The organism is Streptomyces termitum (genome assembly GCF_014650175.1).
GTDB classification, from domain to species: Bacteria; Actinomycetota; Actinomycetes; order Streptomycetales; family Streptomycetaceae; genus Streptomyces; species Streptomyces termitum.
This window is the reverse complement of record NZ_BMUL01000004.1, coordinates 162,958-182,581: the sequence shown is the minus strand read 5'-3', so window position 1 is coordinate 182,581 and position 19,624 is coordinate 162,958. Positions and strand designations below refer to the sequence as shown.

The following is a 19,624-nucleotide window of genomic DNA, read 5'->3' as shown; positions in this document are numbered from 1 at the left end:
CCTTCTTTCCAGGCCCTCGCCGCCGTGCGCCGGGCCCGTATCCCGCACCCTCGGCGCCGCCTTCGCGCGGCCGGCCGGGCTCCCGGTATTTCCGCGCCCTCCTCGAATTCCCGCGCGTTCCCGCACGGCCTCGCGCGTTTCCGTGCGTTCTCGCGCGTTTCCCCGTGCGCACCGCTCTCAGTCGTCACTCTTCCTCCCAGGAGTCTCCTGATGGACACCCCTCTCTCCACCATCGCCGTCGTCGGTCTCGGCACCATGGGCACCGGCATCGCCGACGTCCTCGTCCGGGCCGGCCGCGAGGTCGTCGGCATCGACGCCGACGAGACCGCGGGCGCCCGCGCCGTCGCCGCCCTGGAGGCGTCCACCGCCCGCGCGGTGGCCCGCGGCCGGCTCACCGAGGACGAGCGGCGGGAGGCGCTGGCGCGCTTCCGCGTCGGTTCCGGCCTCGCCGACGCCGCCCCGGCCGACCTCGTCGTCGAGGTGGTGCCGGAGTCGTACGAGACCAAGCGGGAGGTGTTCCGGGCGCTGGACGGCATCGTCCGCCCGGACGCGATCCTCGCCACCGGCACCAACGCGCTCTCGGTGACCCGGCTCGCCGCCGACTCGGCGCACCCCGAGCGGGTCCTCGGCCTGCACTTCTTCGCGCCGGTCCAGGCGATGAAGCTGGTCGAGGTGGTCTCCTCGGTGCTCACCGACCCGCGGGCGGTCGACGCGGTCACCCGGCTCGCCCAGGACCTCGGCAAGGAGCCGGTCGCGGTCGGCGACCGGGCCGGCTTCATCGCCGACGGCCTCCTCTTCGGCTACCTGAACCAGGCCGCCGCCATGTACGAGGCCCGCTACGCCTCCCGCGAGGACATCGACGCCGCGATGAAGCTGGGCTGCGGCCTGCCGATGGGCCCGCTGGAACTGCTCGACCTGGTCGGCATCGACACCGCCCGGACCGTCCTGGACGCCATGTACCAGGCGTCGCACGACCGGCTGCACGCCCCGGCGCCGATCCTCAAGCAGCTCTCCGAGGCCGGGCTGACCGGCCGCAAGGCGGGCCGCGGCTTCTACACCTACGCGGCCCCCGGCGCGGCCGAGAAGGTCGCGGACGCGCGGACCCCGGCCGCCCCGGGCGCGGACGGCGCGGGCCGCGAGGTCCGCTCGGTGGGCGTGGCCGGCTCCGGGACGATGGCCTCCGGCATCGCGGAGGTCTTCGCCAAGGCCGGGTACGAGGTCGTGCTCGCCGCCCGCTCGCAGGAGAAGGCGGACGCGGCCAAGGCGTACATCGGCTCCTCGCTGGCCCGCTCGGTGGCCAGGGGGCGGCTGACCGAGGAGGCCCGCGAGGAGACGCTGGCCCGGATCTCCCCGGCCGGTTCGCTGGACGCCTTCGCCGGGGTGGACCTGGCGGTCGAGGCGGTCGCCGAGGACCTGGCGGTCAAGCAGGAGCTGTTCGGCCGCCTGGACAAGGTCTGCAAGCCGGGCGCGGTGCTGGCCACCACGACCTCCTCGCTGCCGGTCGTGGCCTGCGCCCGCGCGACCTCCCGGCCGCAGGACGTCATCGGCATGCACTTCTTCAACCCGGCGCCGGCGATGAAGCTGGTGGAGATCGTCCGGACCGTGCTGACCGCCGACGACACGCACGCCACCGTCCGCGAGGTCACCGCGAAGATCCGCAAGCACGGGGTGGACTGCGGCGACCGGGCCGGCTTCATCGTGAACGCGCTGCTGTTCCCGTACCTGAACAACGCGGTCAAGATGGTGCAGGAGCACTACGCGACGCTGGACGACATCGACGCGGCGATGAAGCTGGGCGGCGGCTACCCGATGGGGCCGTTCGAGCTCCTGGACGTGGTCGGCCTGGACGTCTCGCTGGCCATCGAGAAGGTGCTGCACCGCGAGTTCCGCGACCCGGGCCTGGCCCCGGCGCCGCTCCTGGAGCACCTGGTGGCGGCCGGCTGCCTGGGCCGCAAGACGGGGCGCGGCTTCCGCGAATATGCCCGGCGCTGAGCCCCCGGAGGGTCCGAGGGGGTGGGGCGGGCTGCTGGAGCCCCCCGGCGGCCCGCCCCCACGGGCGCACGCACCTGCGCGGATGCAGTACGTTCGGGTCATGCCCAAGGCCGTGAAGACACCCCGTGCCACCTCCCCGTCCGACGCTCAGGAGAGCCCGGCGGGCACCCGCGCCGCCGCGCAGCGGCTGAAGATGCGGCGGGAGCTGGCCTCCGCCGCGATGGAGCTCTTCGCGACCAAGGGGTACGAGGCCACCACCGTCGACGAGATCGCGGCGGCGGCCGGGGTGGCCCGGCGGACCTTCTTCCGCCACTTCCGGTCCAAGGAGGAGGCGATCTTCCCGGACCACGACGACACGCTGGTGCGCGCCGAGGCGGTGCTGAACGCGGCGCCGCCGCACGAGCACCCGCTGGACACCGTGTGCCGGGGCATCAAGGAGGTCATGAAGATGTACGCGGGCGCCCCCGCGATCTCCGTGGCCCGCTACCGGCTGACCCGCGAGGTGCCGACCCTGCGCGAGCGGGAGATCGCCTCGGTGGCCCGCTACGAGCGCCTCTTCACCCGCTATCTGCTCGGCCACTTCGACGAGCGCGACCACCACGACGGCAACGACGATCCGCTGCTCGCCGAGGTCGCGGCCTCGGCCGTGGTCACCGCCCACAACCACGTGCTGCGGCGCTGGCTGCGGGCCGGCGGGCAGGGCGACGTGGAGGCCCAGCTGGACCGCGCCTTCGCGATCGTCCGGGAGACCTTCGGCACCGGCATAGGCGCGGGCCGTCCCGGCCCCGCCATCCCCTCCGCCGCCTCCGCGTCCGCCGTTCCCGGCGCGCCGTCCGCGGCCCCCTCGCACGCCCCCGCCCCGGCGGACCGCGGGCCGGCCGTGACGGCCGCCGCGTCGGGCGACGTGGTGGTCGCCGTCGCCCGGACGGACGCACCGCTCGACGAGGTCATGCGGACCATCCAGCGGGCACTCGCCCACGGCTGAAGCACGGCTTCCGGCCTCCGACACGAGGGCCGCTCCCCGATCACGGGGAGCGGCCCTCGTCGCGTTCGCCCAGCTCAGGGCGGTTTTCAGCGGCGATTCGATCGATCATCGCTCATTCGTGAACACCTTTTTACATCTGAGAGAAATTGTTGGCACGCAGTGCCTTGTCACGTGACACGGCGTGCCATACGTTGAGGGTGTCCGGGCGGCCGGAGCACCGGGAAACCCCGCGCTCCGACTGTCCCCGCGGCCCCTGCGGCCGCGCGCCCGGACGCCTGCGTCACAGGCACCCCTCACGCCCCACCCGGGCGTCGCCAGCAACACCCCGCCGAACCGACGGCACACCTCCACAGCAGCAGCACTCCCCGACGCAACCCTCAGCGTCCGCGCAACGGACGTTCACCGCCGGAGGCACCCCGTGAAGGACATCCTGGACGCGATCCAGTCGCCGGACTCCACGTCCGCCGACTTCGCGAACATCAAGCTCCCCGAGTCGTACCGGGCCGTCACCGTCCACAAGGACGAGACGGAGATGTTCGCCGGCCTCGCCAGCCGCGACAAGGACCCCCGCAAGTCGCTCCACCTCGACCAGGTCCCGGTCCCGGAGCTCGGCCCCGGCGAGGCCCTCGTCGCCGTCATGGCCAGCTCCGTCAACTACAACTCGGTCTGGACCTCGATCTTCGAGCCGATGTCGACCTTCGGCTTCCTGGAGCGGTACGGGCGCCTCTCCGAGCTCACCAAGCGGCACGACCTGCCGTACCACGTCATCGGCTCCGACCTGGCCGGCGTCGTCCTGCGCACCGGCCCCGGCGTCAACGCCTGGACCCCCGGCGACGAGGTCGTCGCCCACTGCCTGAGCGTCGAGCTGGAGTCCTCGGACGGCCACAACGACACCATGCTCGACCCCGAGCAGCGCATCTGGGGCTTCGAGACCAACTTCGGCGGCCTCGCCGAGATCGCCCTGGTCAAGTCGAACCAGCTGATGCCCAAGCCGAAGCACCTCAGCTGGGAGGAGGCGGCGGCCCCCGGCCTGGTCAACTCCACCGCGTACCGCCAGCTCGTCTCCCGCAACGGCGCCGGCATGAAGCAGGGCGACAACGTCCTCATCTGGGGCGCCAGCGGCGGCCTCGGCTCGTACGCCACCCAGTTCGCCCTGGCCGGCGGCGCCCACCCGATCTGCGTCGTCTCCTCCCCCGAGAAGGCCGACATCTGCCGCTCGATGGGCGCCGAGGCGGTCATCGACCGCAACGCCGAGGGCTACCGCTTCTGGAAGGACGAGCGGACCCAGGACCCGCGCGAGTGGAAGCGCTTCGGCTCCAAGATCCGCGAGTTCACCGGCGGCGAGGACATCGACATCGTCTTCGAGCACCCCGGCCGCGAGACCTTCGGCGCCTCCGTCTACGTCACCCGCAAGGGCGGCACCATCACCACCTGCGCCTCGACCTCGGGCTACATGCACGAGTACGACAACCGCTACCTGTGGATGTCGCTGAAGCGGATCATCGGCTCGCACTTCGCCAACTACCGCGAGGCGTGGGAGGCCAACCGCCTGATCGCCAAGGGCAAGATCCACCCCACCCTCTCCAAGGTCTACTCCCTGGAGGAGACCGGCCAGGCCGCCTACGACGTCCACCGCAACCTCCACCAGGGCAAGGTCGGCGTCCTCGCGCTCGCCCCCGAGGAGGGCCTCGGCGTCCGCGACGAGGAACTGCGGGCCGAGCACCTCGACGCCATCAACCGCTTCCGCAACATCTGAACCCGGGGCCACACATGACTGAGCGTCAGAAGGACCGGCCGTGGCTCATGCGGACCTACGCCGGCCACTCCACCGCCGAGGCGTCCAACGAGCTGTACCGGCGCAACCTCGCCAAGGGCCAGACCGGTCTGTCGGTCGCCTTCGACCTGCCGACCCAGACGGGTTACGACCCCGACCACGTCCTCGCCCGCGGCGAGGTCGGCCGGGTCGGGGTCCCCGTCTCGCACCTCGGCGACATGCGGCGGCTGTTCCAGGACATCCCCCTGGAGCAGATGAACACCTCGATGACCATCAACGCCACGGCGATGTGGCTCCTGGCGCTCTACCAGGTGGCCGCCGAGGAGCAGGGCGCGGACGTCGCCCTGCTCCAGGGCACCACCCAGAACGACATCGTGAAGGAGTACCTGTCGCGCGGGACGCACGTCTTCCCGCCCGGCCCCTCGCTCCGCCTCACGACGGACATGATCTGCTACACGGTCAACAACATCCCGAAGTGGAACCCCATCAACATCTGCAGCTACCACCTGCAGGAGGCGGGAGCCACCCCGGTCCAGGAGATCGCCTACGCGATGTCCACCGCGATCGCCGTGCTCGACTCCGTCCGCGACTCGGGCCAGGTGCCCGAGGAGCGGTTCGGCGAGGTCGTCGCCCGCATCTCGTTCTTCGTGAACGCGGGCGTCCGCTTCATCGAGGAGATGTGCAAGATGCGCGCCTTCGGCCGCATCTGGGACACCATCACCCGCGAGCGGTACGGCATCCTGGACGCCAAGCAGCGGCGGTTCCGCTACGGCGTGCAGGTCAACTCGCTCGGCCTCACCGAGGCCCAGCCGGAGAACAACGTCCAGCGGATCGTCCTGGAGATGCTGGCCGTCACCCTCTCCAAGGACGCCCGCGCCCGCGCCGTCCAGCTCCCCGCCTGGAACGAGGCCCTCGGCCTCCCCCGGCCCTGGGACCAGCAGTGGTCCCTGCGCATCCAGCAGGTCCTCGCCCACGAGTCCGACCTCCTGGAGTACGAGGACATCTTCGCCGGCTCGCACGTGATCGAGACCAAGGTCGACGCCCTCGTCACCGAGTGCCTCGCCGAGATCGAGCGCATCCAGGAGATGGGCGGCGCCATGGCCGCCGTCGAGTCCGGCTACCTCAAGGCGCGGCTGGTCTCCTCGCACGCCGAGCGGCGGGCCCGGATCGAGTCCGGCGAGGACAAGATCGTCGGCGTCAACGTCTTCGAGTCGACCGAGCCCAACCCGCTCACCGCCGACCTCGACACCGCGATCCAGACCGTCGACCCGGCCGTCGAGGCCCGCGTCGTCGCCGCCGTCGGCCGCTGGCGCGCCGAGCGGCAGGAGTCCACCGACCGGCAGGGCAACGGCGACCCGTTCGTCTTCCCCACCACCCAGCAGGCCCTGGAGCAGCTCAAGGAGGCCGCGCGCGGCACCGAGAACCTCATGGAGGCCACCCTGGAGTGCGCCCGCGCCGGCGTCACCACCGGCGAGTGGGCCGGGGCGCTGCGCGAGGTCTTCGGCGAGTACCGGGCCCCCACCGGCGTCTCCTCCGCCCCCGTCGCCGTGCCGGTCGAGGCCGGCTCCCCGCTGGCCGAGGTCCGCGGCCGGGTCGAGCGGACCGCCGCCGACATGGGCGTCGGCAAGCTCCGCTTCCTCGTCGGCAAGCCCGGTCTGGACGGCCACTCCAACGGCGCCGAGCAGATCGCCGTGCGCGCCCGCGACGCCGGGTTCGAGGTGGTCTACCAGGGCATCCGGCTCACCCCGGCGCAGATCGTGGACGCCGCCCTGGAGGAGGACGTGCACGCGGTCGGCCTGTCGATCCTCTCCGGCTCCCACGCCCAGCTGGTGCCCGATGTCCTCGACCTGCTCCGGGACGCCGGCGCGGCCGACATCCCGGTCGTGGTCGGCGGCATCATCCCGAACGCCGACGGCGAGGAACTGCGCCGGGCGGGCGTCGCCGCCGTCTTCACCCCGAAGGACTTCGGCATCACCGAGATCATCGGCCGTATCGTCGACGAGATCCGGAAAGCGAACAAGCTCGACTCCCTGGAGGTCCCCGCATGACCAGCACCGCCCACCCGTCTCCCGCCTCCGTCCCCACCGGAAGCGGCTACGCGGCGGCCCCTTCCGTGAACCGGCTGCGCCCCCGCCGCTCCTGCCTCGCGGTGCCCGGTTCCAACCCCCGCTTCCTGGAGAAGGCCCAGGGCCTCGCCGCCGACCAGGTCTTCCTCGATCTGGAGGACGCCTGCGCCCCGCTGGCCAAGCCCGAGGCCCGGCACACCATCGTGAAGTTCCTGAACGAGGGCGACTGGACCGGCAAGACCCGCGTGGTCCGCGTCAACGACTGGACGACCCACTGGACGTACCGCGACGTCGTCACCGTCGTCGAGGGCGCCGGCCAGAACCTCGACTGCATCATGCTGCCGAAGGTCCAGGACGCCCAGCAGATCGTCGCCCTCGACCTGCTCCTCACCCAGATCGAGAAGACCATGGGCTTCGAGGTCGGCAAGATCGGCATCGAGGCGCAGATCGAGAACGCGCAGGGCCTGAACAACGTCAACGCCATCGCGCAGGCGTCCCCGCGCGTCGAGACGATCATCTTCGGCCCGGCCGACTTCATGGCCTCCATCAACATGAAGTCGCTGGTCGTCGGCGAGCAGCCGCCCGGCTACCCGGCGGACGCGTACCACCACATCCTGATGAGCATCCTGATGGCCGCCCGCGCCAACAACCTCCAGGCGATCGACGGCCCCTACCTCCAGATCCGCAACCAGGAGGGCTACCGGGCGGTCGCGCGGCGCGCCGCGGCCCTGGGCTTCGACGGCAAGTGGGTGCTCCACCCGGACCAGGTCGCCGCCGCGAACGAGATCTTCTCGCCCTCGCAGGAGGACTACGACCACGCCGAGCTGATCCTCGACGCGTACGAGTACCACACGTCCGAGGCCGGCGGCAGGAAGGGCTCCGCGATGCTCGGCGACGAGATGATCGACGAGGCCAGCCGCAAGATGGCGCTGGTCGTCTCGGGCAAGGGCCGCGCGGCCGGCATGCAGCGCACCAGCAAGTTCGAGATCCCGGAGGCGTAGGACCATGCAGTTCGGACGTACCTACGAGGAGTTCGAGGTCGGTGCGGTCTACAAGCACTGGCCGGGAAAGACGGTCACCGAGTACGACGACCACCTCTTCTGCCTCCTCACCATGAACCACCACCCGCTCCACATGGACGTGAACTACGCGGAGAACACGACCGACTTCAAGCGGAACGTGGTGGTCGGGAACTACATCTACTCGCTGCTGCTCGGCATGTCCGTGCCGGACGTCTCCGGCAAGGCCATCGCCAACCTGGAGATCGAGTCGCTGCGGCACGTGGCGCCGACCTTCCACGGCGACACGATCTACGGCGAGACGACCGTCCTCGACAAGACCCCATCGAGGTCGAAGACCGACCGCGGCATCGTGTACGTCGAGACCAAGGGCTACAAGCAGGACGGCACCCTGGTCTGCGTCTTCCGCCGCAAGGTGATGGTGCCGACCGCCGAGTACATCGACGCGCGCGGTGGCGAGCAGCCCGGCCGCCCCGAACTCAAGCAGCAGGAGAAGTAGCCATGGCGCGACTCGCCCAGACCCACGGCCTGACCGACGTCCAGCAGGAGATCCTCGCCACCGTGCGGGACTTCGTCGACAAGGAGATCATCCCGGTCGCGACGGAGCTGGAGCACCGCGACGAGTACCCCCAGCAGATCGTGGACGGGCTCAAGGAGCTCGGCGTCTTCGGCCTGATGATCCCCGAGGAGTACGGGGGCCTGGGCGAGTCGCTGCTCACCTACGCGCTGTGCGTGGAGGAGATCGCCCGTGGCTGGATGTCGGTCTCCGGCATCATCAACACCCACTTCATCGTGGCGTACATGCTCAAGCAGCACGGCACGCGGGAGCAGAAGGAGCACTTCCTGCCGCGGATGGCGGCCGGCGAGACGCGCGGCGCCTTCTCGATGTCGGAGCCGGGCCTCGGCTCGGACGTGTCGGCGATCACCTCCAAGGCGGTCAGGGACGGCGACGAGTACGTCCTCAACGGCCAGAAGATGTGGCTGACGAACGGCGGTACGTCCACCCTGGTCGCCGTCCTGGTGCGAAGTGACGAAGGCCACCCCGAGGGCACCGCGCCGCACAAGTCGATGACGACCTTCCTGGTGGAGAAGGAGCCGGGCTTCGGCGAGGTCCGTCCGGGCCTGACCATTCCCGGCAAGATCGACAAGATGGGCTACAAGGGCGTCGACACGACCGAGCTCATCATGGACGGACTGCGCATTCCGGCCAATCGGGTCCTGGGCGGGACCACCGGCCGAGGGTTTTACCAAATGATGGACGGCGTCGAGGTCGGCCGTGTGAACGTGGCGGCCCGTGGCTGCGGCGTCGCGCAGCGTGCTTTCGAACTCGGTGTCCAGTACGCCCAGCAGCGTCACACTTTCGGCAAGCCCATCGCCCAGCACCAGGCCATCCAGTTCAAGCTGGCCGAAATGGCTACCAAGGTCGAGGCCGCCCATGCGATGATGGTCAATGCAGCACGCAAAAAGGACTCCGGGGAGCGAAACGACCTCGAAGCGGGGATGGCGAAGTACCTCGCCTCCGAATACTGCAAGGAGGTCGTGGAGGATGCCTTCCGCATCCACGGTGGTTACGGGTTCTCGAAGGAGTACGAGATCGAGCGTCTCTACCGCGAGGCGCCGATGCTGCTCATCGGTGAAGGTACCGCCGAGATCCAGAAAATGATCATTGGTCGCCGGCTCCTGGAGGAGTACCGCTTCCAGGGCTGATTGTCGGCTTTGAGTCGATTCGGCCGCGAAGAAGATCACACCCCGTGTTCGTCTTCCGGCCGTCGACTCGGTTCCTGGCTTGCCCAGTTGCGCCCCGCAACCGATAGCATCGCCGGAAAGCCGCCGTCCCCCGTTGCCAGCGCGGCATCATCCGCTACGAAGGTCATCCATGCCCCACAGCCCAAACTCTGCACACCGCGACAGCCTCAAGGGCGTACGCATCGCACGCGGAGCGTCGCCGTGGCTCCTGCCGACCGTCGCCACCGCGGCGCTGAGCCTCGCGCGCGCGCGCACGTCGCCGCGCGCCCGTGCGCTCGCCGTGCCGGTCACCGCTCTCGCGGCCGGCATGCTGTGGTTCTTCCGCGACCCCGAGCGCGAGATCGCTCAGGGCCGGGTCATCTCCCCCGCCGACGGCGTGGTGCAGAGCATCATGCCGTGGAAGGACGGGCGGACCCGGGTCGCCATCTTCATGAGCCCGCTGAACGTGCACGTCAACCGCGCTCCCCTCGCCGGGACCGTGACGTCGGTCGAGCACGTCCCCGGCGGCTTCGTGCCGGCGTTCAACAAGGAGAGCGAGAACAACGAGCGCGTCGTCTGGCACTTCGACACCGAGCTCGGCGACATCGAGATGGTGCAGATCGCGGGTGCCGTGGCACGGCGCATCGTGCCGTACATCCCGCAGGGGACGAAGGTCGAGCAGGGTGACCGGATCGGTCTGATCCGCTTCGGCTCGCGGGTCGACATCTACCTCCCGGAGGGTGTCGAGGTCGCCGTCGAGGTCGGCCAGACCACGACCGCGGGGGTGACTCGCATTGACCGTGATTGATCCCGACACACGGGCCGCCGACTGGGCTGCGGGCCCCGAGGCCGAGTCGGCCGAAGAGGCCGAGGAGATGCCTCTCTCGTTGAGGCTGTCCATAGCGGACGCCCTCACGCTCGGTAACGCCACGTGTGGCTTCATGGCGGTGTACTTCACCACCACGGGCATCCTCATCCCGCACCTCACCGGCAGCACGGAGACGGGGATGGCGCGCAACAGCGCCGCCACCGCCGTGATACTGATGCTGTGCGCGGCGATCTTCGACCTCTTCGACGGCATCGTGGCGCGCAAGCTCCGCAGCTCGCCGATGGGCGCCGAGCTCGACAACCTCTCGGACCTGATCAGCTTCGGTCTGGCCCCGGCGTACTTCGTGCTCGTCTACGGCATGGTCGCGGACGACGCGCAGCAGAAGGTCTCGGCGGTCGCCGCGATCGTGGTGCTGCTCGCGGTGGTGCTGCGGCTGGCGCGGTTCTCCTGCGTGACGATGAAGGACGGCATGTTCCAGGGCATGCCGAGCCCCTTCGGCGCGCTGACGGTGGTCTCGATCATCCTCCTGGAGCTGCCGTTCATCCCGACGCTGCTCGCGATCATCGGCACCGCGTGGCTGATGGTGAGCCGGGTCGAGTACCCGAAGCCGCGGGGCGTCCTCGCGGCGGCGATGCTCAGCTGGATCGTCGGCGCCATGGCCATGCTGGCCGCCTGGGCCTTCGACGCGCCGGGCGGGGCGTTCCTGCTCCAGACCGGCTGCGCCCTCCAGGTCGTGCTGGGCGCCGTGATCCCCCTCTTCGCGACGGCCCGGCGGGTGAACACCTTCCGCGGCAACCGGCGCGAGAGCCGGGAGGCGCGGCAGGCGGAGGCGGCGCAGCTGCGCTGACCCGCCGGTCACGGACAGGGCGAAGGGCCCGGAAGCTTTCCGCTTCCGGGCCCTTCGGCGTTCCCGGGCCCGGCCCCCTCAGCCGAGGCGCTTGTAGTAGAGCGTCGTGGCGCGCGGGGTGCCGGCCGGATCGGAGGCGTACTCCGGGATCGTCCCGGCGGCGGTCCAGCCCGCGCCCCGGTAGAGCCGCTCGGCGGGGCTGCCCGTCCGCGTGTCCAGGACGAGGAGGGTGAGGCCGGTGGCGGCCGCGTGGGCCTCGGCGGCGGCGAGCAGGCGGCGGCCGAGCCCCCGGCCGCGGGCGGAGCGGTGCACGAGGAGCCGGGCGACCTCGCCCCGGTGGCGGCCGTTGGGGGTGGTGGTGCGGACCAGCGTGACGACACCGGTGAGGGCGCCGTCGGGGCCGTGCGCCGCCCACACCTCGCGGACGCCGCGCGCGGTCTCCCGCGCCGCCGAGGTCCACCAGTCGGCGGCCCGCGCCGGGTCGAGCGGCGCCAGGAAGCCGACGGAGGCGCCGTCGTCGACGGCGTCCACGAGGAGGTCCGCGAGGCCGCCCGCCGCGTGCGCCCGTACGTCCCTGGGCGCGAGCATCCCGATCCGGTCCGCGAGCGGCTTCTCCAGGCACAGCAGGCCCGGCCGCGCGTCCCAGGAGGGGACGACCCGGAAGCCGAGCTCCCGGTAGAGCGCGAGCGGCCCCGGCAGCCGGTCCCACACGGTGAGCCGTACGAGGGGCGCCCCGGCGTCCCGCGCCCGGCGCAGGGCCTCGGTCACGAGCGCCCGCGCGAGGCCCCTGCGGCGGGCCCCGGGCGCCACCCAGAGCCGCTTGACCTCGGGCGCGGCGCCGTCGCGCGCGGCCTTGAGGACGACGCAGCCCGCGGGGGCGTCCGCCCCGGCGGGGGTGGCGAGGAGGACGGTGTCGGCGGCGAAGGCGGCGGCCGGGTCCTCGGTCTCCCGGCGGTACGCGCCGGGCAGCGCGGCGGCGTCGGCGACCGGGCTGCCCTTCGCCTCCTGGTTGGCGAGGTGGTAGGCGGCCAGGAGGGCGGCGAGGTGCGGGTGGGAGCGGTTCTCCTCGATGAGCGCGTTCATGGCGCGAGGATCACACCCGGGTGTTTCCCGGAGGTGACGGACTCTTTGCGGGCGCCTCCCCCGGGCGGGCCGCCGCGCAGGGCGGCCCGCCCGGGAGGGTCACGCCAGGAAGTCGCGGGCGATCTGGGCGGCCACCCGCTCCAGGAGGGGGCCCGCGTTCGGGATGGACCTGGCCGGGTCGGGCTCCAGGGCCGAGAGCGGGTAGGCGCGGCGGATGCCGGCCGCGCCGAGGGCCTCGGGGGCGAGGGCGAGCCGGCCGCAGACCGCGACGACCTCCTTGCCCGCCGCGCGGGCCGCCGCCGCGACGCCCGCCGGGGCCTTGCCGTGGAGGGTCTGCTCGTCGAGGGAGCCCTCGCCGGTGATGACCAGGGTGGCGCGCTCCAGGGCGGGGGCGAAGCCGAGGACCTCCAGCATCAGCTCGATGCCGGGGCGGAAGCCCGCGCCGAGGAGGAGGGCACCGTAGCCGATGCCGCCGGCGCCGCCCGCGCCCGGGGAGGCGGCGAGCTCGGTGGCCCGGGGGCCGATCGCCTTCTCCAGGACGAGCGCGTAGTGGGAGAGGGCCGCGTCGAGGGTCGCCACGTCCTCGGGGGTGGCGCCCTTCTGCGGGCCGTAGACGGCGGGCGCGCCCTTGGGGCCGGTGAGCGGGTTGTCGACGTCGCTGGCCAGGACGAGGTCCACCTCGGCGAAGCGCGGGTCGAGGCCGCTCAGGTCGGCCGAGGCGAGGTCCGCGAGGGCCGCGCCGCCGGGGCCGACGGGCTCGCCGGCCGCGTCGAGGAAGCGGGCGCCGAGCGCGGCGAGCATGCCGGCGCCGCCGTCGGTGGTGGCGCTGCCGCCGACGCCGAAGACGAGCGTGGTGGCACCGGCGTCGAGCGCGGCGCGCAGCAGTTCGCCGGAGCCGTACGTGGTGGCGGTGAGGGCGGCGAACTCGCCGGGGGGCAGGAGCTGGAGGCCGGACGCCTCCGCCATCTCGACGACCGCCGTGGTGCCGCGCAGCGCGTACGCGGCGGTGACCGGTGCGCCGACCGGGCCGGTGACCCGCACCTCGCGGCGCTCGAATCCGGCCGCGACGGCCGCCGCGACCGTGCCGTCGCCGCCGTCGGCGACGGGCAGGGCCTCGACCGAGAGGCCGGGGACGACCTCGCGGAGCCCCGCCGTGACCCGCTCCGCGACCTGCACGGCCGTGAGCGAACCCTTGAACTTGTCGGCCGCCACCAGCACGTGAGCGACCTGAGTTGCTGCTCCGTCCGTCACCTTGCATCCCTTGCTTTCGAACGTGCAGTCGCGCCGTGGCCGACCCTATCCGGAGGGCCAGACGGCGTGCCACCCCCGGATAACCGGACATGTCAGACCATAGTGGGCTCACATGAGCACGGATACGCACGAGCGGTCGACCCCCGAGCGGCACGCGCCCGACGCCACGGTGATCGGCGTCGGCATCGCCGCCGTCGTCGCGGTCGTCGCCTGGGCGGCGCTGGGCGGGGACTCCTTCGACCGCGCCTCCTCCTCGGCCCTGGCCTGGGTCCTGAACAACTTCGCCTGGCTCTTCGTGGTCGCCGCCGACACCTTCCTGGTGCTCTGCGTGGTGATCGCGTTCAGCCGCTTCGGCCGGATCCGGCTGGGCGCGGACGACTCCGAACCGGAGTTCACCAACCTGGCGTGGATCGCGATGATGTTCAGCGCCGGCATGGGCATCGGCCTGATGTTTTACGGGGTCGGGGAGCCGCTCCAGCACTTCCTGAGCCCGCCGCCGTCGAGCGGCGCCCCGGCGGGGACGGGCGCGGCGGCCCGCACGGCGATGGAGTACTCCTTCTTCCACTGGACGCTGACCCCGTGGGCGATCTACGGCATCGCGGGCCTGGCGCTGGCCTACGCGGGCTTCCGCAAGGGCCGGGGCAACCGGCTGAGCAGCGCCTTCGTGCCGCTCCTGGGCGAGCGCCGGGCGGGGTCCTGGCAGGGGAAGGCGATCGACCTGCTGGCGGTCTTCGCGACCGTCTTCGGCACCGCGACCAGCCTGGGCCTGGGCGCCCTCCAGGTCGCCGAGGGCCTGGACATCACGATGGGCGTCGCGGACTCGACCACGACCGAACTGGTCATCATCGCCGCGCTGTCGGCCGCCTTCGTCCTGTCGGCCTTCTCCGGGCTCCACAAGGGCGTGAAGTGGCTGTCGACGCTGAACATCGTGCTGGCCGCCTGCCTGGCCCTCTTCGTCTTCCTGCTCGGCCCGACCGTCTACATCCTGGACACGATCCCGGCCTCGGTCGGCGGCTACCTGCACCAGCTGCTGCCGATGGCGAGCCGGACCGGCGCCTTCACCGACCGGACGTGGCTGGGCGCCTGGACGATCTTCTACTGGGCGTGGTGGCTGTCCTGGGCCCCGTTCGTCGGCACCTTCATCGCCCGGATCTCGCGCGGCCGGACGATCCGGGAGTTCCTGGTGGGCGTGCTGCTCGTGCCGTCCGGGGCGACAGTGGTGTGGTTCTGCGTGATGGGCGGGACGGCCATCCGGCTCCAGTCGACGGGCGCGGCCGACCTGGCGACGGCGGTCAAGGACGGCGCGGAGGCGTCGCTGTTCGCGATGCTGGAGGCCCTGCCGCTGGGCACGGTCACCTCGGTGGTGGCGATGCTGCTGGTGATGACGTACTTCATCACCAGCGCCGACTCGGCCTCCCTGGTGATGGGGTCGCTGACCAGCCGGGGCTCGCTGCACCCGCCGACGTGGCTGGTGGTGACGTGGGGCGTGCTGATGGCGGCCGTGGCGGCGGTGCTGCTGGTGGCGGGCGGCCTGAACTCGCTCCAGACGGCGACGATCCTGGTGGCGCTGCCGTTCGTGGTGGTGATGCTGGGGCTGTGCTGGGCGCTCCTGAAGGAGCTGCGGGAGGACCCGGGCGCGGGCCCGGCCCGGCACCAGGCGCTGCACGGACTGCGGGACGCGGTGCGGACGCTGGTCGGCGAGGCGATGACGGAGCAGAACCCGTCCCGGCACCAGCGGCTGCGCCGGGCGGCCCGGTCCCGGACGGGGTCGGAGGAGGACGAGTGAGCCGTGGCGGCGGGCGTACGCTGACGGGATGACCACCACCGACTACGCCACGTACATCGCCGGTCTGCCCCGGGTCCTGGCCGGTGCCGCCGTCCTCTTCCGGGACGCCGGGGGCCGGGTCCTCCTCGTGGAGCCGAACTACCGGGAGGGCTGGACGCTGCCGGGCGGCACGGTCGAGTCCGACACGGGCGAGTCGCCCCGGCGGGCGGCCCGCCGGGAGACCGCCGAGGAGATCGGGCTCGACGTGGCGCCCGGAGCGCTGCTCGTGGTCGACTGGGTGCGCGGCCCGGCCCGGCCGCCGATCGTCGCGTACGTCTACGACGGCGGGGTGCTGTCCCCCGAACTGCTGGCGGGAATCCGGCTCCAGGAGGAGGAGCTGCTCTCCTGGCGGCTGGTCGAGCCGTCGGAGGTGACCGCCCACCTGCCGGGGAGCCTGGGCCTGCGGGTGCTGGCCGCGCTGGACGCGCTGGCGGCCGGGGGCGGCCCGGTGGAACTGGAGGACGGGCGCCCGTCCCGGGACTGACCCGGGCGCCCCGGGACGTGCGGGCGCCGGGGCGCCGCCGCTCAGCCCTGCTGGGGCTCGGGCGGCAGCGTCTCGCCGGTGCGGTGGCCCTCGTCCCGACTGGCGGTCCTGGCCTCGGTGCGGTGGCCGCGCGCGATGTAGTCGCGGACGACGGCCTCCACGGCGTCCTGCGGGCTGCCGACGCCCGCCAGGACCATGACTTCCACGACGAGTTCCGCGTCGAGCGCGATGTTCACCTTGGCCATGACCGGGAACCTAGCACCGGAAAACCCGTTCGCGGAGCGGTTCGGCGGTGCCTACCCTGCCGGGCATGACCATGGTCGCGATTCTCACCGGTGCCGGCATCTCCACCGACTCGGGCATCCCGGACTACCGGGGGCCGAACGGGCTCTGGCGGCGGGACCCGGAGGCCGAGCGGCTGGTCACCTACGGGCCGTACATGGCCGACCCCGAGGTGCGCCGCCGCTCGTGGCTGATGCGGCGGGACGCGCCGGTCCTGACGGCGGAGCCGAACGCGGCACACCGCGCGATCGCCGCGTACGGGCGCACCGGGAACGCGCTGCGGGTGCTCACGCAGAACGTGGACGGGCTGCACCAGGCCGCCGGGACGCCGGACCGGAAGGTCCTCGAACTCCACGGCACCGTCCGGTCGGTGGTGTGCACGGCCTGCCACGCCCGCTCCCCGATGGCGGAGGCGCTGGAGCGGCTGGAGGCGGGCGACCCCGATCCGGCGTGCCGGGCCTGCGGCGGGATCCTCAAGCCCGCGACGGTGATGTTCGGGCAGAACCTCGACCCGGTGGTGCTGGGGAACGCCATGTCGATCGCCAAGGCGGCCGAGGTGTTCGTCGCGGTCGGCACCAGCCTCCAGGTGCAGCCGGCCGCCTCGCTGGCGGGCATGGCGGCCGAGCACGGGGCCCGGCTGATCATCGTGAACGCCGAGCCGACCCCGTACGACCCGCTGGCGCACGAGGTGCTGCGCGAGCCGATCGGCACCGCCCTGCCCGCCCTGCTCGACCGGCTCGGCCCGCTCGGTTAGAAGAGGGCTCCGGCGGTCGGGCCGCCCGCTTCGAGGGCGAGGAGGCGGCGTTTGCGGTCGAGGCCGCCGCCGTAGCCGGTGAGGGAGCCGCCGGAGCCGACGACCCGGTGGCAGGGGACGATGACGCCGATCGGGTTCTTGCCGTTGGCGAGGCCGACGGCGCGGGAGGCGCCCGGGTTGCCGAGGGCCTCGGCGAGTTCGCCGTAGCTGCGGGTCTCCCCGTACGGGATGTGCCGGAGCTGTTCCCAGACGCGCAGCTGGAACGGGGTGCCCTCCAGGTGGAGCGGCAGGTCGAAGACGGTGAGGTCGCCCGCGAAGTAGGCGTCGAGCTGGCGGACCGCCTCGGTGAAGGGGCGGGGGTCGGGCGCGCCGAAGGTCTCCTCGGGCGGGCGGTGGCGCTGGCCGGTCATGTGCAGGCGGCTGAGGACGCCGTCCACGGCCACCAGGGTCAGCGGCTCGTAGGGGCTGTCCACGACCGTGTGCACGACGGTGCGGGGCATGGGGGACTTCCTTACGCGGGGAGGAGGTTGACGGGGTGGTCGCCGGTGGCCCACAGGTACTGGACGGCGTAGGCGCGCCAGGGGGACCAGTCGGCGGAGCGGGCGGTGAGGGCGGCGGGGGTGCCGGGCAGGCCGAGCCCTTCGGCGGCGCGGCGGACGCCGAGGTCGCCGGGGAGGAAGGCGTCGGGGTCGCCGAGCGCCCGCATGGCGATGAGGTCGGTGGTCCAGGGGCCGAAGCCGGGCAGGGCGAGCAGCCGGGCGCGGGTCTCGGCGCGGTCGGCGGCCGGGCCGAGGGCGAGGGTGCCGTCGGCGAGGGCGGTGACGAGGCCGAGCAGGGTGGTGCGGCGGCCGCGGGGCATGGCCAGGGTCTCCGGGTCGAGTCCGGCGAGCGCCTCGGGGGTGGGGAAGAGGTGGGTGAGGCCGCCCTCGGGGTCCTCGACGGGGACGCCGTGGGCGGTGACGAGCCGGGCGGCGTGGGTGCGGGCGGCGGCGGTGGAGACCTGCTGGCCGAGGACGGCGCGGACGGCGAACTCGGCGGGGTCGACGGTGCCGGGGACCCGGCGGCCGGGCGCCTTGCCGACGAGCGGGGCGAGCAGCGGGTCGGCGCGGAGCCGGTCGTCGACGGCGACCGGGTCGGCGTCGAGGTCGAGGAGGCGGCGGCAGCGGCTGATGGCGTGGGTGAGGTCGCGGGGGTCGGTGAGGGAGAGCCGGCAGGCGATGTGGTCGGGGCGCGGGGCGAGGGCGGCGATGCCGTGCCCGTACGGGAGGGCGAGGGTGCGGCGGTAGGCGCCGTCGCGCCACTCCTCGACGCCGGGGACGGCGGTGGCGGCGAGGTGGCCGAAGAGGTTGGAGGGTTCGAGGGGGGCGCGGAAGGGCAGCCGGAGGGTGAGCGTGCCGGGGGTGTGGGGGGCGGCGGGGCGGGCGGCGCGGGCGCGGAGTTCGCCGGGGGTGAGGGCGAAGACGGCGCGGACGGTGTCGTTGAAGGAGCGGATGGAGGAGAAGCCGGCGGCGAAGGCGATCTCGCCGAGGGGCAGGGCGGTGGTCTCGACGAGGACGCGGGCGGTCTGGGCGCGCTGGGCGCGGGCCAGGGCGAGCGGTCCGGCGCCGAGTTCGGCGAGGAGCTGGCGTTCGATCTGGCGGGTGGACCAGCCGAGGCGGCGGGCGAGGCCGGGGACGCCCTCGCGGTCGACGACGCCGTCCTGGATGAGGCGGACGGCGCGGGCGACGGCGTCGGCGCGGACGTTCCACTCCGGGGAGCCGGGGCTGGTGTCGGGGCGGCACCGCTTGCAGGCGCGGAAGCCGGCCCGCTGGCAGGAGGCGGCGCTGGGGTGGAACTCCATGTTCCCGGGCTTGGGCGGGACGGCCGGGCAGCTGGGGCGGCAGTAGATCCGGGTGGTGCGGACGGCGGTGAAGAAGACGCCGTCGAAGCGGGCGTCCTTGGACTGGACGGCCCGTACGCAGCGCTCGGTCTGGGTGTGCATGGATCCAGGATCGCCGGACGCCCGGCCTCGGGGCTGGCAGGAAAACGACATGGACGTCCGGCGCGGGCGGCGGGCCCGGTCCGGGCCACCGGCCGCTTCCGGGGTCACTCGAAGCGGGTGGGGTCCCCGGCGCCGACGCGGAGGATCTCGGGCTCGTCGCCGGAGAAGTCGACGACGGTGGTGGGGACGGTGCCGCAGTCGCCGGAGTCGAGGACCGCGTCGACCTGGTGGTCGAGCCGCTCCTTGATCTCCCAGCCCTGGGTCAGCGGCTCCTCCTCGCCGGGCAGCAGGAGGGTGCTGGAGAGCAGCGGCTCGCCGAGGGAGGCGAGGAGCGCCTGGGTGACGACGTGGTCGGGGATGCGGACGCCGACGGTCTTCTTCTTGGGGTGCAGGAGCTGGCGGGGCACCTCCTTGGTGCCGGGCAGGATGAAGGTGTAGGCGCCGGGGACGGCGGCCTTGACGGCGCGGAAGACGCGGTTGTCGATGTGCACGAGCTGGCCGAGCTGGGCGAAGTCCGCGCACATGAGGGTGAAGTGGTGGCGGTCGTCGAGGCGGCGGATCTCCCGGATGCGGGTGAGGCCGTCGTGGTTGCCGATGCGGCTGCCGAGGGCGTAGCAGGAGTCGGTGGGGTAGGCGATGAGCCCGCCCTTCCGGAGGGAGTCGACCACGCCGTCGATGATGCGCGGCTGGGGGTTGTCGGGGTGCACGTCGATGTACTTCGCCATGG

General features: G+C 72.7%; 18 protein-coding genes and 1 pseudogene. 12 read left to right on the top strand and 7 right to left on the bottom strand.

All coding sequences use genetic code 11. The annotated features are described in order from the left end of the window. Window positions 1-210 precede the first annotated feature (210 nt). From IE219_RS09370 to pssA, 9 genes are all read left to right on the top strand, one after another. The gene (locus IE219_RS09370) at window positions 211-1,992 is read left to right on the top strand and encodes a 3-hydroxyacyl-CoA dehydrogenase family protein (RefSeq protein WP_189976131.1); all 1,782 of its coding nucleotides are present in this window, start codon (window positions 211-213) and stop codon (window positions 1,990-1,992) included. Window positions 1,993-2,092: 100 nt separating this feature from the next. After that, window positions 2,093-2,977 (top strand): TetR family transcriptional regulator, encoded by an 885-nt coding sequence (locus IE219_RS09365; RefSeq protein WP_189976130.1) that lies wholly within the window; start codon window positions 2,093-2,095, stop codon window positions 2,975-2,977. 418 nt (window positions 2,978-3,395) lie between these two features. Then, window positions 3,396-4,733, top strand: a complete 1,338-nt coding sequence (gene ccrA / locus IE219_RS09360) for a crotonyl-CoA carboxylase/reductase (protein ID WP_189976129.1) — start codon at window positions 3,396-3,398, stop codon at window positions 4,731-4,733. 14 nt (window positions 4,734-4,747) lie between these two features. Then, window positions 4,748-6,799, top strand: a complete 2,052-nt coding sequence (locus tag IE219_RS09355) for an ethylmalonyl-CoA mutase (protein ID WP_189976128.1) — start codon at window positions 4,748-4,750, stop codon at window positions 6,797-6,799. After that, entirely contained in the window at window positions 6,796-7,818 is a 1,023-nt protein-coding gene (locus IE219_RS09350; RefSeq protein WP_229849678.1) for an HpcH/HpaI aldolase/citrate lyase family protein, read from the top strand. Before IE219_RS09355 ends, IE219_RS09350 begins: the two co-directional genes overlap by 4 nt. Window positions 7,819-7,822: 4 nt before the next feature. Continuing rightward, a complete protein-coding gene (locus tag IE219_RS09345) occupies window positions 7,823-8,335 on the top strand; it encodes a MaoC family dehydratase (RefSeq protein ID WP_189976127.1) in 513 nt (170 codons plus the stop codon). Window positions 8,336-8,337: 2 nt separating this feature from the next. Next, a complete protein-coding gene (locus IE219_RS09340; protein ID WP_189976126.1) occupies window positions 8,338-9,543 on the top strand; it encodes an acyl-CoA dehydrogenase family protein in 1,206 nt (401 codons plus the stop codon). A 169-nt stretch (window positions 9,544-9,712) separates the two neighbouring features. After that, the gene (locus IE219_RS09335; protein WP_189976125.1) at window positions 9,713-10,369 is read left to right on the top strand and encodes a phosphatidylserine decarboxylase; all 657 of its coding nucleotides are present in this window, start codon (window positions 9,713-9,715) and stop codon (window positions 10,367-10,369) included. After that, window positions 10,362-11,237 carry a CDP-diacylglycerol--serine O-phosphatidyltransferase gene (gene pssA, locus IE219_RS09330; RefSeq protein ID WP_189976403.1) on the top strand — a complete coding sequence of 292 codons (876 nt, stop codon included), beginning with the start codon at window positions 10,362-10,364 and terminating at the stop codon, window positions 11,235-11,237. The genes IE219_RS09335 and pssA overlap by 8 nt, the downstream gene beginning before the upstream one ends. A gap of 78 nt (window positions 11,238-11,315) precedes the next feature. Here pssA and IE219_RS31650 read toward each other — a convergent pair whose 3' ends face one another. The 3 genes and pseudogenes from IE219_RS31650 to IE219_RS09320 form a co-directional block, all read right to left on the bottom strand. After that, the gene (locus IE219_RS31650; RefSeq protein WP_229849705.1) at window positions 11,316-11,825 is read right to left on the bottom strand and encodes a GNAT family N-acetyltransferase; all 510 of its coding nucleotides are present in this window, start codon (window positions 11,823-11,825) and stop codon (window positions 11,316-11,318) included. A 75-nt stretch (window positions 11,826-11,900) separates the two neighbouring features. Beyond that, window positions 11,901-12,320, bottom strand: a pseudogene (locus IE219_RS31645) (GNAT family N-acetyltransferase); the annotation flags it as partial. A 99-nt stretch (window positions 12,321-12,419) separates the two neighbouring features. Continuing rightward, window positions 12,420-13,571 (bottom strand): glycerate kinase, encoded by a 1,152-nt coding sequence (locus IE219_RS09320; RefSeq protein ID WP_189976123.1) that lies wholly within the window; start codon window positions 13,569-13,571, stop codon window positions 12,420-12,422. Window positions 13,572-13,683: 112 nt separating this feature from the next. Between IE219_RS09320 and IE219_RS09315 the strand changes: the two genes are divergently transcribed. Beyond that, the gene (locus IE219_RS09315) at window positions 13,684-15,357 is read left to right on the top strand and encodes a BCCT family transporter (RefSeq protein WP_189976122.1); all 1,674 of its coding nucleotides are present in this window, start codon (window positions 13,684-13,686) and stop codon (window positions 15,355-15,357) included. A gap of 28 nt (window positions 15,358-15,385) precedes the next feature. Beyond that, a complete protein-coding gene (locus IE219_RS09310) occupies window positions 15,386-15,880 on the top strand; it encodes an NUDIX domain-containing protein (RefSeq protein WP_189976121.1) in 495 nt (164 codons plus the stop codon). 41 nt (window positions 15,881-15,921) lie between these two features. Here IE219_RS09310 and IE219_RS09305 read toward each other — a convergent pair whose 3' ends face one another. Next, complete coding sequence (locus tag IE219_RS09305; RefSeq protein WP_189976120.1) at window positions 15,922-16,125, bottom strand: type II toxin-antitoxin system VapB family antitoxin; 204 nt, start codon at window positions 16,123-16,125, stop codon at window positions 15,922-15,924. A 65-nt stretch (window positions 16,126-16,190) separates the two neighbouring features. On the opposite strand from IE219_RS09305, the gene IE219_RS09300 reads away from it, so the two are divergent. After that, on the top strand, window positions 16,191-16,916 hold the full coding sequence (locus IE219_RS09300; RefSeq protein WP_189976119.1) for an SIR2 family NAD-dependent protein deacylase: 726 nt from the start codon (window positions 16,191-16,193) through the stop codon (window positions 16,914-16,916). Here IE219_RS09300 and IE219_RS09295 read toward each other — a convergent pair. From IE219_RS09295 to IE219_RS09285, 3 genes are all read right to left on the bottom strand, one after another. Then, complete coding sequence (locus IE219_RS09295) at window positions 16,913-17,416, bottom strand: methylated-DNA--[protein]-cysteine S-methyltransferase (RefSeq protein WP_189976118.1); 504 nt, start codon at window positions 17,414-17,416, stop codon at window positions 16,913-16,915. The genes IE219_RS09300 and IE219_RS09295 overlap by 4 nt on opposite strands. Window positions 17,417-17,427: 11 nt before the next feature. Beyond that, window positions 17,428-18,897, bottom strand: coding sequence for an AlkA N-terminal domain-containing protein (locus IE219_RS09290; RefSeq protein WP_189976117.1), 1,470 nt, complete (start codon window positions 18,895-18,897; stop codon window positions 17,428-17,430). Between the two features lie 104 nt (window positions 18,898-19,001). Beyond that, window positions 19,002-19,622 (bottom strand): L-threonylcarbamoyladenylate synthase, encoded by a 621-nt coding sequence (locus IE219_RS09285; protein WP_189976116.1) that lies wholly within the window; start codon window positions 19,620-19,622, stop codon window positions 19,002-19,004. Between the last annotated feature and the right edge of the window lie 2 nt (window positions 19,623-19,624).

Excerpts from the sequence above, each read along its gene's own strand:
- IE219_RS09370 (WP_189976131.1), top strand. The coding sequence starts at position 211 with ATGGACACCCCTCTCTCCACCATCGCCGTCGTCGGTCTCGGCACCATG.
- IE219_RS09365 (WP_189976130.1), top strand. The coding sequence starts at position 2,093 with ATGCCCAAGGCCGTGAAGACACCCCGTGCCACCTCCCCGTCCGACGCT.
- IE219_RS09355 (WP_189976128.1), top strand. The coding sequence starts at position 4,748 with ATGACTGAGCGTCAGAAGGACCGGCCGTGGCTCATGCGGACCTACGCC.
- IE219_RS09350 (WP_229849678.1), top strand. The coding sequence starts at position 6,796 with ATGACCAGCACCGCCCACCCGTCTCCCGCCTCCGTCCCCACCGGAAGC.
- IE219_RS09345 (WP_189976127.1), top strand. The coding sequence starts at position 7,823 with ATGCAGTTCGGACGTACCTACGAGGAGTTCGAGGTCGGTGCGGTCTAC.
- IE219_RS09340 (WP_189976126.1), top strand. The coding sequence starts at position 8,338 with ATGGCGCGACTCGCCCAGACCCACGGCCTGACCGACGTCCAGCAGGAG.
- IE219_RS09335 (WP_189976125.1), top strand. The coding sequence starts at position 9,713 with ATGCCCCACAGCCCAAACTCTGCACACCGCGACAGCCTCAAGGGCGTA.
- IE219_RS31650 (WP_229849705.1), bottom strand. The coding sequence starts at position 11,825 with ATGCTCGCGCCCAGGGACGTACGGGCGCACGCGGCGGGCGGCCTCGCG.
- IE219_RS09315 (WP_189976122.1), top strand. The coding sequence starts at position 13,684 with ATGAGCACGGATACGCACGAGCGGTCGACCCCCGAGCGGCACGCGCCC.
- IE219_RS09310 (WP_189976121.1), top strand. The coding sequence starts at position 15,386 with ATGACCACCACCGACTACGCCACGTACATCGCCGGTCTGCCCCGGGTC.
- IE219_RS09305 (WP_189976120.1), bottom strand. The coding sequence starts at position 16,125 with ATGGCCAAGGTGAACATCGCGCTCGACGCGGAACTCGTCGTGGAAGTC.
- IE219_RS09300 (WP_189976119.1), top strand. The coding sequence starts at position 16,191 with ATGACCATGGTCGCGATTCTCACCGGTGCCGGCATCTCCACCGACTCG.
- IE219_RS09295 (WP_189976118.1), bottom strand. The coding sequence starts at position 17,416 with ATGCCCCGCACCGTCGTGCACACGGTCGTGGACAGCCCCTACGAGCCG.
- IE219_RS09290 (WP_189976117.1), bottom strand. The coding sequence starts at position 18,897 with ATGCACACCCAGACCGAGCGCTGCGTACGGGCCGTCCAGTCCAAGGAC.
- IE219_RS09285 (WP_189976116.1), bottom strand. The coding sequence starts at position 19,622 with ATGGCGAAGTACATCGACGTGCACCCCGACAACCCCCAGCCGCGCATC.